This window comes from Microbacterium sp. NPDC057659 (assembly GCF_042799915.1).
GTDB lineage: Bacteria > Actinomycetota > Actinomycetes > Actinomycetales > Microbacteriaceae > Microbacterium.
Genome location: NZ_JBHVHU010000002.1, coordinates 331,159 through 344,268, shown reverse-complemented (window position 1 = coordinate 344,268; position 13,110 = coordinate 331,159). Strand labels below are relative to the sequence as shown.

The 13,110-nt window shown below is 69.9% G+C and carries 10 protein-coding genes; 2 read left to right on the top strand and 8 right to left on the bottom strand.

Annotated elements, in window-relative coordinates; genetic code table 11:
• Positions 1-6: 6 nt before the first annotated feature.
• Entirely contained in the window at positions 7-711 is a 705-nt protein-coding gene (locus ACFVAE_RS10275; protein ID WP_378891370.1) for a ZIP family metal transporter, read from the top strand.
• Positions 712-715: 4 nt separating this feature from the next.
• Here the strand turns inward: ACFVAE_RS10275 and ACFVAE_RS10270 are convergent, their stop codons facing one another.
• Positions 716-1,738, bottom strand: a complete 1,023-nt coding sequence (locus ACFVAE_RS10270) for a LacI family DNA-binding transcriptional regulator (protein ID WP_378891367.1) — start codon at positions 1,736-1,738, stop codon at positions 716-718.
• A gap of 142 nt (positions 1,739-1,880) precedes the next feature.
• On the opposite strand from ACFVAE_RS10270, the gene ACFVAE_RS10265 reads away from it, so the two are divergent.
• Positions 1,881-4,910, top strand: a complete 3,030-nt coding sequence (locus ACFVAE_RS10265; protein WP_378891365.1) for a family 20 glycosylhydrolase — start codon at positions 1,881-1,883, stop codon at positions 4,908-4,910.
• Between the two features lie 99 nt (positions 4,911-5,009).
• Here ACFVAE_RS10265 and ACFVAE_RS10260 read toward each other — a convergent pair whose 3' ends face one another.
• The 7 genes from ACFVAE_RS10260 to ACFVAE_RS10230 are packed head-to-tail and all read right to left on the bottom strand — an operon-like array spanning position 5,010 to position 13,105.
• On the bottom strand, positions 5,010-7,652 hold the full coding sequence (locus tag ACFVAE_RS10260) for a PEP/pyruvate-binding domain-containing protein (protein ID WP_378891363.1): 2,643 nt from the start codon (positions 7,650-7,652) through the stop codon (positions 5,010-5,012).
• 59 nt (positions 7,653-7,711) lie between these two features.
• Positions 7,712-8,800, bottom strand: a complete 1,089-nt coding sequence (locus tag ACFVAE_RS10255; RefSeq protein WP_378891361.1) for a hypothetical protein — start codon at positions 8,798-8,800, stop codon at positions 7,712-7,714.
• Positions 8,794-9,579, bottom strand: a complete 786-nt coding sequence (locus tag ACFVAE_RS10250) for a hypothetical protein (RefSeq protein WP_378891358.1) — start codon at positions 9,577-9,579, stop codon at positions 8,794-8,796. The genes ACFVAE_RS10255 and ACFVAE_RS10250 overlap by 7 nt, the downstream gene beginning before the upstream one ends.
• Positions 9,576-10,673 carry a VWA domain-containing protein gene (locus ACFVAE_RS10245; protein ID WP_378891355.1) on the bottom strand — a complete coding sequence of 366 codons (1,098 nt, stop codon included), beginning with the start codon at positions 10,671-10,673 and terminating at the stop codon, positions 9,576-9,578. Before ACFVAE_RS10245 ends, ACFVAE_RS10250 begins: the two co-directional genes overlap by 4 nt.
• Positions 10,670-11,653, bottom strand: a complete 984-nt coding sequence (locus tag ACFVAE_RS10240; RefSeq protein ID WP_378891354.1) for a VWA domain-containing protein — start codon at positions 11,651-11,653, stop codon at positions 10,670-10,672. The genes ACFVAE_RS10245 and ACFVAE_RS10240 overlap by 4 nt, the downstream gene beginning before the upstream one ends.
• Entirely contained in the window at positions 11,644-12,132 is a 489-nt protein-coding gene (locus tag ACFVAE_RS10235; RefSeq protein WP_378891351.1) for a hypothetical protein, read from the bottom strand. Before ACFVAE_RS10235 ends, ACFVAE_RS10240 begins: the two co-directional genes overlap by 10 nt.
• Positions 12,119-13,105: a DUF58 domain-containing protein gene (locus tag ACFVAE_RS10230; protein WP_378891348.1), complete on the bottom strand. Its 987-nt coding sequence runs from the start codon at positions 13,103-13,105 to the stop codon at positions 12,119-12,121. The genes ACFVAE_RS10235 and ACFVAE_RS10230 overlap by 14 nt, the downstream gene beginning before the upstream one ends.
• Positions 13,106-13,110: the final 5 nt, after the last annotated feature.

Here is a 13,110-nt window from a genome sequence, read left to right as displayed (position 1 = left end):
GAGCGCATGGGTCAGGCCTGGCTGTGGGGTGCGGTCGCTGCGGCGCCGCTGTTCCTCGGTGCGCTGTTGTCGATGGTGCGCACCTGGCCGCCGAAACTACTCGGCATCGTGCTGGGCTTCGGCGCCGGCGCACTGATCTCGTCGATCTCGTTCGAGCTGGTGCAGGAGGGCCTGGGCATCGGTGGTCCGATGCCCCTCGTCGGCGGCCTCGCCGTCGGCGCGCTCACGTACTACGTCGCCGACCGGATCGTCGATGCCAGGGCCGCGGCGGCGAAGGGCCCGTCGGGCATGCCGCTCGCCGTGGGCGCGCTGCTGGACGGCATCCCCGAGCAGCTCGTGCTCGGCATCGGGCTCGCCTCGGGCGACGGCGTCAGTCTGGCGCTCGTGATCGCGATCCTGGTCTCGAACCTGCCGGAGTCGATCGGCTCGGCGTCCGATCTGCTCGCATCCGGCATGAAGCGGGGACGGATGCTGGCGCTGTGGGCAGGCGTCACCGTGATCTGCATGCTCTCGACCGTCGCCGGCTACGCGATCACGGATGCCGTCGGCCCGGCGTTCCAGGCAGCCGTCGACGGCTTCGCCGCCGGCGCGCTGCTGGTGATGCTGGTCGACTCGATGGTGCCCGAGGCGCAGTCCAAGGCGCAGGAGTCGACCGGGCTGTTCACGGTGCTCGGCTTCACCGTCGCGGCCGGCCTGTCCTTCGCCGGCTGAGACCTCAGGCCGGGGGAGCCGCGGTCGACCCGCGCACCACGAGCCGGGGGGAGAGGCGCACGTCGCTGGTCGGGTCGTCGCGTCCCTCCAGCCGCGCGGTGACGGATGCCACGGCCCCGCGCCCCAGCTCGGAGAACGGCTGCGCCACCGTGGTGAGAGCCGGAGTGCAGTAGGCCGCGAGGCGGATGTCGTCGACGCCGACCACGGAGACGTCCTCCGGGACGCGCCGGCCGGCCTCATGCAGCCCGCGGACGACACCGAAGGCCATCTCGTCGCTGGCGACGAACACGGCGGTGACGGCTGGATCCGCGCCCAGGCGCAGGCCGGCCTGATAGCCGGATTCCGGGCTCCAGTCGCCGTGGATCACGGGGGGTGCCTCGCGGCCGGCCGTGGTCAGCACGTCGTGCCAGGCGTGTGTGCGCTCGACCGCGTCGATCCAGTCGCCGGGACCCGAGACGTGCTGCACGGTGCGGTGCCCCAGCGAGAGCAGGTGCTCGGTGGCGAGACGGGCGACGGCGCGCTGATCGACGTCGAGCGCGCGCGCCTTCCCCACCGGCGATCCGCCGATCGTCACGGTGGGGAGGTGCTCGGCGACCTGCTCGATGCGGTGGTCGGGGGTGCGCAGCGGCACAGCCAGGATGATGGCCTCGGCGCCGAGTCGCTCCAGGCGCCGCAGGGCACCGCTGATCGACTCGGCGTCGGGCGTGGAGATCTGAGCCCCGACGACGCTGTAGTGCTCGGCATCCGCGGCGTACTCGACGCTGGACTGCGTGATGGCGCCGGCGTACGACTCGGTCGCGATGCTGACCAGGCCGATCGTTCTGGTGCGGCCGGACGAGAGGGCGCGGGCTGCGGTGTTCATGCGGTAGCCGAGCTGCTCGACGGCGGCGAGCACGCGCTGCCTCTTCTCATCGGAGACATAGGGGTGATCGCGCAGCACGCGCGAGACGGTCTGCGCTGACACGCCGGCGACGCGAGCGACGTCGAGCATCCCCGGCGGTCGCTGCGAGGTCTCGCTTCCGGTCACGGGCCCTCCTTCGAATCCGTTGACACAGCTTAGTCGCGCTCGATATGTTATCGATGCCATAACCGCTCGACGCCGCCCGGCGCCGGACATCGTCGTCCAGAGAGGCAGTCCCGTGAGACCCACAAGCCCGAGAGCGCGCAGGATGCGCGCCCTGTCCGCAACGGTCACCGCGACCGTGCTCGCCGTGAGCTCGCTCCTGCTCGCTGCGCCGGCATCCGCCGCATCTGCACCGCTTCCCGACGTGATCCCCTCGATCGAGGGGTGGCAGGCGGCCGACGGCGTGTTCACGGCGGCCGACGATCTCGCGATCGTCGCCGATCCGGATGACGCGGGCCTGACCTCTGCGGCGGACCTCCTGCGCAGCGAGCTCGCCGCCGGGCATCCGTCCACGAAGGTCGTCGCCGACGACGCGGGTGCGGGCGACATCGAGCTGCGGGTCGACGCCGGCCGCGATGATCTGGGCGACCAGGGCTACGAGCTCACCGTCGGCGACAGCATCGTCGTCACCGGCGCCGACCGGGCCGGCGTGTTCAACGGCACCCGCACCGTGCTGCAGATGCTCACGCAACAGGACACGCTGCCGCGGGGTTCGGTGGTGGACGTGCCGGAGTACGCCGAGCGCGGCGTGACCGTGTGCGCCTGCGTCATCAACATCTCCACCGACTTCATCGACCGCCTCATCGAGGACATGGCGTACCTGAAGATGAACACGCTCATGCTCGAGCTCAAGGTGAAGGTCGACGGCTACCCGCAGACCAACACCTGGTCGTACTACACGAAGGACGACATCCGCGCGCTCGTGAAGAAGGCGAACAAGCACGGCATCGACGTGATCCCCGAGATCAACTCGCCCGGACACATGGAGATCTGGCTCGAGAACATGCCGGAGCTGCAGCTCACCAACGAGAGCACCGGCGCCAAGGACGAGGTGCGCATGGACATCACCAAGGACGCGTCCTTCGACTTCTACACCGACCTCATCGACGAGTACGCCGACGTGTTCACCACGAAGTACTGGCACATGGGGGCTGACGAGTACATGCTCGGCAGCGGCTACAAGAACTACCCGCAGATCAAGCGCTTCGCCGAGGAGAAGTTCGGCGCCGGAGCCACCGAGAACGACGTCGTCGCCTGGTACACGAACAAGGTCAACGCCTACGTGAAGTCCAAGGGCAAGACGATGCGCATCTGGAACGACGGCGTCATGACCGACAACAAGTTCGTGCGCTTCGACACCGACATCATCATCGAGCACTGGAACCAGGCGGGGTCCACCATCAGGCCGCAGCAGTTCATCGACTGGGGCCACGAGGTGAACAACATCTCCAACTCGCTCTACATGGTGCGCGGCGGTTACGGCGTCGACAGCAAGGGCCTGTACGAGGGCGGCTGGACGCCCGCGCAGTTCTACGGACAGAAGGTCACCAGCGGCACGGACAAGATCCTCGGTGCCCGCATGAGCATCTGGCCCGACGGCGGAACGCCGGCCGAGGCCGAGAACACCACCGAGAAGCGGATGTTCGAACCGCTGCGCCTGGTCGCGCAGACCACCTGGACGAACGATCGCCCCTGGGCGACCTACGCCGACTTCAAGAAGGCCATGGACGTCGTGGGCCGGGCCCCGCTGTGGGAGAACGCCGACCGGCAGCCGCTGCCGGCCGGTGCGTACACGCTGCAGACCGACGGCGGCGCGCTCGCCGCAGGCTCCGGCTCCGGCACGGTGCTGGCGGATGCCGGTGACACGTTCACGTTCACCCGCACCGACGACGGCTACTACACGATCCGCGCCGCGGACGGACGCTGCCTCGACCTGTCGCGCTCCGGGACGATGCGCCTGAACGTGCCCGTCGAGATCGGCGCGGACGTGACGCTCGCGAACTGTGCGACCACGACGCTGCAGAAGTGGCAGGTACGCGAGGTCGACGGTGGATACACGGTCGCGAATGCGGCGAGCCAGCAGTTCCTTTCGATCTCCAAGGGGCTGACGCACGTGCCCGTCGCATACAAGGGGTTCAAGGACGTGGCCGACGGCCGTGTCGTGCAGACCCCGGCGGACTGGGGCCGCACGGTGTGGAAGCTGAACGGCGACGTGTCGCTGACGGTCTCGCCGGGTGCGGTCTCGGCGGCCCCCGGCGGGTCGGGCACCTTCACCGTGACGGTCAGCAACATGACCGATCGCGCCGTGGCCGAGGCGAGCCTGCGCGTGAAGGCCGCCGAGGGGTGGACCGCGGTTCCCGCCGAGGTCGCCATCGGTGACGTCGCCTCGCACGACAGCATCGACGCCGAGGTGAAGGTGTTCAACATCGCGGCCGAGATCGGCGCCGGGGTGTTCGGCTTCGACCTCGTCGACGGCGACGGCAAGGCCATCGCCCACGCCGAGACTCCGGCGAACGCGACCTGCGCCGCCGGCACCCTGCAGCCGAAGGCGATCGCCGCGGTGTCCAGTCAGCAGATGTCGGGCGAGCCGGCGCCGAACGGTCCCGCAGCCGCGGCTATCGACGGCAACCCGGCCACGTACTGGCACTCGCAGTGGTCGCCGACCACCGCGACGTACCCGCACTCGATCGTGCTCGATCTGGGCGAGGCCCAGTCGATCTGCGGCCTCTGGTACACCGGCCGCAGCAGCACCGGCACGGGTGGCGCGAACGGACGCATCGGCGATTACGAGGTGTACGCCTCGCAGACGGTGAGTGCGATCGACGGTGACTGGGGCGAGGCGGTCACGGCCGGAACCTTCCAGAACTCCGCCGCCGCGCAGCTGGCGTCGTTCGCGCCGCAGCCCGTGCGCTACCTGAAGCTGGTCGCCCTGTCCGAGGTGAACGGCAACCCATGGGCGACGGCGGGCGAGCTGGCCGCCGCGGGACCGGTGATCGCGCCGCCGACCTACACGGCATCCGTCAAAGCAGGCGCCGCGAACGTCCGTGCCGGCACCGCGGTGAAGGTCACGGGGACCGGCTTCGCACCGGGTGAGCCGGTCGCGGTCACGCTGCGCAAGGAGGGCCCCGGCACCGTCATCGCGGTCGGCACGCTGACTGCGGATGCCGAGGGCCGGCTCTCCGGCGAGGTGACGATCCCGGCGACATCAGCCGGCGGCCCGCATCAGCTGATCGCGACGGGAACGCTCTCGAAGGCGACCGACAGCGCTGCGATCAAGGTGCGCGAGATCAAGTAGCGCGAACAGCAGGCGAGGAGGGCGTCGGCTCCGGGCATCCGGGCCGGCGCCCTTCCTGCGGGTCGTCGACTCGTCTCGGAGCGGTGGGGAAGCCCCTGGTCAGCGCCGCCGGCGCCGGCGTGCGATGAGCAGCACGACCCCGGCGGCGGCCGCGATGCCGAGCGCGATGCCCACCAGCCTGCGGCGCTTCGACGGCGCGACTGAGGCGTCCGCGTCGCCGGCCGGTGCTCCGTCCAGTCGCACCGTGCCGGTCGCTCCGTTCACGGTCAGCACGTCTCCGGTGGAGATCCGCTTGGTTGCGCTGCCGGTGCCGAGCACCGCGGGAATGCCGTACTCCCGCGCCACGATCGAGCCATGGCTGAGCACGCCCCCGATGTCGGTGACGACACCCGAGGCCAGGGCGAAGAGCGGGGTGTACGCCGGAGTGGTGATGGACGCCACGAGCACTTCGCCGGGCTGGAAGCTCGCGAAATCCGCCGTGCCGCCGAGCACGCGTGCGGGTGCGGTCACCTGGCCGCCCGACCCGCCGGTGCCGTGCAGCACGGGCCCGGTCTCGTCGCTCTCCCTCGCGGGCATGAAGCGCTCCATCGACGTCATCCACCCGCCCTTCGGCAGGTACTGGGGCGGGGTGGCGAGCCGTCGGCCGCGCCAGGTGCGGCGGCGCTCGTCGACGTCGGCGCGGTGATCGGGCAGCGCAGCGCCCCTGTCCAGCGCCGCGGCGTCGGCGTCCGCCTCCGCCGCGGTGATCCAGAAGACGTCCTCGGCGGAGTCCAGCGCGCCGGATGCCGCGAGCCGGGCGCCGAACTCGCGCAGCAGCCTGCGCTGGACGGGCCAGGCGAATCCCATCGCCGCGAGCGCATCCTCGCGCACGGGTGCCCACAGCTGGGCGGATCGAAGACGGCGCTCGACGAGACCGCGGCGCATCGGATCCAGCCGTGCGATGAGCTCGCGCGTGATGCGCTCGCGCCGCGTCGCGGATGCCTTCTGCCGCTCGGCCGGGTCGGCGGCGTTCCCCGCGATCGTGTGCTTGAGCGTCTCGATGACGGGTGCCGGATCGTCGGCGGGCACCGGATTGATGAAGTCGAGGTTGTAGACGGTGTGGCCGTACTCGGCGAGATACACATCGAGCCGCTCCTGGAACGACGCCGGAAGATCGTCACCGGCATCCAGCTGCTCCGCCAGCCCCGGCTGGGTCCTGCACCACACGGCCAGCTCGTGCAGTGCGCGCTCCGATCGCATCGGTGCCGAATCGAATCCGAGCAGGAAGTCGGACGCCTGCGGGTCGCCCTCACGGCGCATCGTGGAGTCGTACAGCTTCGTCCACAGCACTTCGCTCATGCCGGCCAGTGGCATCACCATCTGCACGATGCTGTAGTACGCGCAGGCCGCGTCGAGCAGTTCCCGAACGCCGGCGATCAGCTCGGCGGCGGACAGCTGCGAGGCATCCATGTCCGCGTAGCGATTCACGACGGCGCGATAGGCGGGCAGCGCCTGGTCGTGCCACTTGTCCATCACATAGCCCTTGCGCAGGATGAACCGCATCAACGGCGGCGTGGCCTTGAGCATGGCCAAGAAGGTCGACTGCGGATAGTCGTAGTAGGCGTAGCCGTTGATCGTCGGGAAGGCCATGTCCAGCGTCGACAGGTCCGGCGCGACATCGCTGAGCATCGAGCGCAGGCCGAACGGCACCGCGTCGCTCACGAGATCGGCGAACAGCGGAGTGAGCGGATCGGGCATCTGCTCGACGATGCTGGCGCGGAAGTACAGGCTGCCCTTGCGCGGCAGCGGCCAGTCTGCGGGCACGTCCCCGACGGGTTCGGGAAGAGCGGTGATCGGCCGTGCCTGCACGATCTGGAACGCGCCGTCGGAGAGCGTCCACTCGATGTCCTGCGGGGCGCCGAAATGGTCCTGGACACCGGCGCCGATCTCCGCGAGCTCGCGTGCCTGAGCGTCTGTGAGGGTGGCGGCATCCGCCTGCGACGACGGGACCTCGGACTGCTCCGAGCCGCCGTCGACGCGCACGGTCATGACCTTCTTCGTCGCGATGCGGCGGTCGACGGCATCGCCGTGCACGGTGTACTCGTCAGGCTCGACCAGACCGCCGACGACCGATTCGCCGAGTCCCCACGAGGCTGTGATGACGGTCTCGTCACGGTGTCCGTTGCCCGGATTCGCCGTGAACATCACGCCGGCGACCTCGGCCGGAACCAGTCGCTGGACAACGACGGCGATGCTCAGCCCTGCGGCGGCCTCGTGCCCCACCTGCGATCGGTAGGCGATGGCACGGGCGTTCCACAGCGACGCCCAGCAGCGGCGCACGGCATCCACGACGGCGTCGGTGCCCTCGATGTTGAGGTATGTGTCCTGCTGGCCCGCGAAGCTGGCGCCCGGCAGGTCCTCGGCGGTCGCGGACGAGCGCACCGCGACGGGCCCCTCGCCGAGCGCCGCATACGCGGCGGCGATCTGCAGGGCGATGTCGGTCGGCAGGTCGGATGCGGCGAAGAGCGCCGCGGCTTCAGCGGCGGGGTCGGAGTCCGTTGCGAGCTTCTCGAGCGCGGCATCCACACCCGCCGCCGCGACGAACGCGTCGTACGCGTCCGTCGTGACGACGAACCCGTCCGGAACGGGGAACCCGGCGCGCACCAGCTCCCCGAGATTCGCCCCCTTACCGCCGGCGATCGGGATGTCGGCAGCCGTCAGCTCGGAGAGCGGGCGAACCAGGGATGCCTCAGGCTCAGTCATTCTCGCGAGTCTAGGAGCGCCCCGTGGCAGAGGAAACACCTCGCGGCGCGTCACGCGAATCAGAACCCCGGATACTCCCCGATGCGCTTCTGGAAGGCGTCGCGGTCCTTCTCGCTGAGCAGCTTGCGGGCGATGATCGTCAGCTGCACGCCCTCGACCGGCTCGCCAGTCGCCGTGTGCTTCGCCTCGCGGTCGGTCTGCGCCTCGCCGGTCGGATCCTTCGACGGGTCGAAGACGTCGACGTACAGCATCATCGGGTCGGGATAGGCGTCGGAGTACCACTCCCAGGTGTGCTGCTCCTCGACGTCGGCGGAGCCGTACAGCTTGGCGACCATGTCTGACGAGATGCCCGATTCCGCCGAGTTCAGCGGATACAGGTCGTACATCCCGCGCTCGGCGAGCACCTCATCGATCACGGACGCGATCGCGCGCTTGCGGTCGTTGTCGCGCACCGGCTCGTTCGTGGTCCACTGCTCGGACGTGTACTGCTGCAGCAGCGACTCGCCGCCGTAGCCGTTGCGCTCATGCCGGGTGGACGGCGATCCGGACTTCTTCCAGGTGTAGCCGAATTCGTCCGTCAGCCGCGCGCGGATCTCCGCCATCAGCTCGTCACCGCTGGCCTGCACGTCCTCCAGCGAGGACTGCGCGAGCACCTCGGAGTTCGACGTCCCCTTCACACCGGGGTACGCCTCCTCGTGCTTCTGCTTGTCGCTCTTCACGCCGTCGTACGAGTGCGTCGCGGATGCCACGACAGCTCCCACTGCGCCGACCGTGGCCACGTTGAAGAGCAGTGCGATCGCGAGGGCGATGGCGCCCAGCATCCGCCCCTTCGCCGTGAGCAGCGCGGCGATGATCACGCCGGCGACGACGAGCTGCAGCACCACGACGGTGAGGGAGTACACCGGGTCGGCGCCGCCGCCGATCATCGCGCCGAGCAGGATCAGCGCGAACAGGATCGAGGCGACCAGAGCCGCCCAGCCCAGCCCGTTCGGCTTCGTCTTCGGCAGGTCGAGCTGCACGACCTGGGGCGCCGCGGGCTGGGCGGGTGCCGCGTTCGTGCGCCGCGCGCCGTGGTATCCGCCGGGCGGCGGAACCGGCGGTGCGCCCTGGTCGCTGCCGAGATAGCGGGAGCGCTGCTCGTCTACCATGGCTTGTCCGTTCCGCTGCCGGCACCGTCGTCGCCGGAGCCGCCGCCGAGCTGATCCTCGCGGTCCTGCTGCCCCTGGCCGAGCTTGCCCTCGATGTCGTCGAGCTTGCCCTGGCCGGGCTGCTGATCCTTCTCGTCGCCCTGGCCCTGCTGGGGCTGCTGCTCCTGCTGTTGCTGTTGCTGCTGTTTCTGCTGCAGGCGGTCCTTCAGATCGTCGAGCGTGCCGCCCATGTCGCGGTTCGGATCGGAGGACTGCTGCTGCGCCTGCTCGCTGTCGCACTCCTTCGGGGTGTCCACGGTGATCTCGAGCGCCTCGCCGTACAGCTGCGCGGCCTTCGCCGGATCGCCGCCGGCCTGCTCGGCATCTCCCATCCGCTCCACGACGATCGCGAGGTTGATCCGCACGTCGCACACCTCGAGACCGTGCGCGAGCGACAGCGCGTCCTCGAGCTCGGCGCGCGCCTCCGGCAGCTCGTCGGCGCCCGCGAGCGCGGTGCCGGCGTTGAACGGCGCCTTGTAGGGCTCGAACACGTTCCACCAGGACTGGCCGTGCGCGGCCGATTCCGACCCCGCGTAGTCGCCCGCCACATAGGCGCTCACCGACTGGTGCGCGAAGGCGTACATGCTCAGCAGCTTCGCCACCAGCACGAGCCCCGCGATCACGAAGGGGATGCTGCAGATCGCTATCCAGCGGCGGATGCGGCGTCGCCGCCGGTTCGCGGCGAGGAGTGCTGTGGCCGGGTCGGTCCGCGCGGGGGGATGCTCAAGCGTTGAGGTCATCGGGCATCCCCTTCGCGGTCGGGAAGCACAGACGGAACGGCCTCGGCAGGGCGTGTCGTCGGGCGACGCGCCGGGTCCGGAACGGATGGACTGTGGTTTCCGGCGGGCCGGCGGTCGGATGCGGGCGCCGCGAGCCCCCGCATCCGGGTCACCAGCATGGTCGCGCGGGCGAGCTCGACGCCGAGCAGCAGCACGATGACGAGCGCGAAGATCCAGTACAGCTCGGTGACGTCGCCGACCTCACCGGACTCCGCATAGTCGGTCGTGGTCTTCGGCGCCTGGGGCAGCGTGATCTTCGCATCCGCGGTGCGGTGCTCGTAGGTCACGCCGAGCTGCTCTGCGATCTTCTCGAGGTTCTTCTCGTCGATCACCGAGTGCGCCTTCTCGCCCTGGTACTCGATGTAGCCCGAGCCCGTGGTGCCGCGGCCGGTGGTGATCTTCATCGCCCCGCCGTCCTTCGTGCCGTAGCCGAGCACGGCACCGGCATCGACGTACTTCTGCGCGGTTCCGAAGGATTCCGGTTGACTCGAGGAGGTCTGCTCGCCGTCGCCCAGGTAGAACACCATCCGGGCTCTGCCCGGCGCGGCCTTCGCCGCCGAGCTCAGCGTCTTCGCGAGAAGCTCGTTCGCGACGCCGATCGAGCTGCCGCGGGACTGCGCGGTGACCTCGGGGCGCAGCACGTCGAGCGACGAGATCAGCGCGGTCGCATCCGTCGTGAGGGGCAGGCGCAGCTGTGCCGTCGCGTCGAAGGTGATCAGCGCGAAGCGCGCGCCGGGGTACTCGTCGACGATCTTCTGCACGTCGGCGCGCACGCCGTCGAGGCGCGGCTTGCCGCCGTCCCAGTCCTCGGCGACGATGCTCGCCGTGGTGTCCACCGCGATCACGACGTCGGTGTCGGTGGCGAGCGTCTGCGAGCTGCCTCCGGGGATGCCGGGGCGCAGCAGCATCGCGAAGACGGCGAGCAGCATGAGCATCCGCAGTCCCCAGATCCAACGCGGACCGCGTGCCTTCACCAGTGCCCACACGATCGCGGCGGCGACCGGTGCGCACAGCAGCACCAGCAGCAGCGGGTTCAGCACGGGTTGGAAGATCACAGTCTCACCACCCACAACAGGATGAGGAAGCCGAGCACGGCGACCAGCAGCAGCGCGATCCACAGGTTCGGGGAATCGGCCCAGATCACCTGGGCCTGTCCGCGCAGCGCGGCGGCATCCTGCTTCTGGATCTGCGCGACGATGTCGGAGACCGTCGTCGTCTCGCGCAGCCCGTACGCCTGGCCGCCGGTCGCCTGCGCGGCCTTCGTCAGGCCGGCACTGGTCTGCGCCTTCGCGTCGCCGACCGGATCGATCGCGAACACCTTGACCTTCTGCGCGGCGGCGTAGGCGGAGGCCTCGTCGAGGGTCAGGATCTGCGCGCCGTTCACCTCGTTGTCGGTGGCGAGGATCACCGAGCGGCTGCGCTCGTCGTCGAGATGATCGAACCGCATCGTGCAGGCGGCGAGGCCGTCGCCGATCAGCGAGGCACCGGGGCCGTTCAGAGTGCCGACCCAGTGGTCGGGGGTGTCGGTCTGGTAATCGAAGCCCTTGCGCACCTGTGCCAGCTGATCGCGGATGAACGCGTAGTCGTCGGTGAGCGGGAAGACCTGCACCGGGGAGCTGTTGAAGATGGTCAGTCCGATGCGCTCGCCCTTGAAGCCGTCGAGCAGGCTGTCGAACACGTCGATGACCTCGCGGTCGACGTCGGTCATCGAGCCCGATACGTCGAGGCAGAGCACGATGTCGCGGCTGGTGTTGACCGGCTGGATCGTCTGCGCCGCCATCGGCCGCGCAGCGACCACGCCGCCGAGCAGCGCAGCGATCAGGCCGAGGCCGAGGATGCCGGTGAGCGCCGTGATCCGCCGGCGCACCGCGGTGCGGAACGACGGCAGCCGGCGCAGGCGCTCGGCGCGTGAGACCAGGGCGCCCTCGCCGTCGCCGATGCGGCCCCGGCGCAGGCCGAGAAGCACACCCACCCCGAGGGCCAGTACGACGACGACGGCCGCGACGATGAGCATCCAGCTGTTCGCTAGTGCCATGACGTCACCACCTTGCGGGCGGCCTCGGCGCCGGCCACAGGGTCGATCGGGCGACCGCGCTGGAAGATGCTCGGATAGTAGTGCCGGCGCAGCGCGTCGATGAGGGCGGGATGCACGCCGCGGTGCTCGAGGTCGTCGAGCGACAGCACCGGCGCCTCCAGACCGGAGTACTCGTTCACGAAGGCGCGCACCGTGCGGCTCAGCTCGAGGTTGGCGGTGTGCGGATCCATATTCCGAGAGCGGTATGCATCCTCGATCTGCTGGATGCGGCCGAGGTAGTCGGTGCGCAGGGCGCCCAGCACATCGACGAACAGCGGGGCGGATGCCGGGGCGCCGGCGATCGTCAGGCTGCGCTTCGGCTTGGTGAGGGCGATCACGAGCCACGCGCCGAGCGCGATCACCACGAGCACGGCGACGGCCAGCAGGATCCAGCCCCAGCCGTACTGCGCCGGCGGATACAGGTCGTCAGAGGCGGGCATGCGACCTCCGGTTCAGCATCCGCAGCAGAGCGGGCACGGCGGAGTCCTGGCCCTCGATCTCGGTGTGGCTGATCTCGAGGCGGCGCAGCATCTCGTCACGGCGGGCGACGTCGGCGGCCTCCTGCGCGGCCAGTTCGGCCATGATCTCGGGGTCTCCGTGCGCGAAGTCCGGCACGCGCCAGTCGGTGTCCACGTCGCGCCGCCCTTCGTCTCGTCGCTTCGCTCCTCGCTCAGGAGCCGGAGTCTCTCCGGGTCCTGAGCGAGCGAAGCGAGACGAAGGGCGCTCAGGACCCGCGGCCCAGCGAGACGAAGGGTGGGCGTGCAGCACCGGATCGGCATCGCGCAGCGTCACCCACAGCACGTCGTGCTGCACCTTCAGCCGGCGCAGCATCCGCTCGGTCTCGTCGGTGGTGGGCTGTTCGTCGGTGACGATGACCATGATCATGCGGCGCGCGATGGTGCGCGCGACATAGCCGAGCAGGCCGTCGCGGTCGTTCGGCGCCGTGCTCGTGCCGACGGCGCGCTGTATGCGCCGCAGGGCATGCTCGAGTCCGCCCTCGGTCCCGCTGGGCGCGATGCGGTGGATGCCGGCCGCATCGCCGTGCACCACCGAGAAGTCGTCGCCGTGCCGCACGGTCAGGAATCCCAGCGCACCGGCGACCAGCACGGCCAGCTCCGACTTCGGCCGCTCGTCCTCGGCGAGGGCCCTCATGCCGCGGCCCGTGTCGACCACGAACAGCACGGTGTGCATGCGGGTGGCCTTCGTGCGCTTGACCAGGGGCTCGTTGTGCTTGGCCGTCGCACGCCAGTCGATGTCGCGCACCTGATCGCCGTACTCATACGGGCGCAGGTCCTCGAAGTCGAGGCTGCGGCCGCGCAGCAGCGACGCGTAGGCGCCGTCGAGCGCGTGCATCGACTTCTTCGAGGAGTGGATGAAGAGCTTGCTCTTCACCTGCGTGATCAGGCTGGCCATGCGGG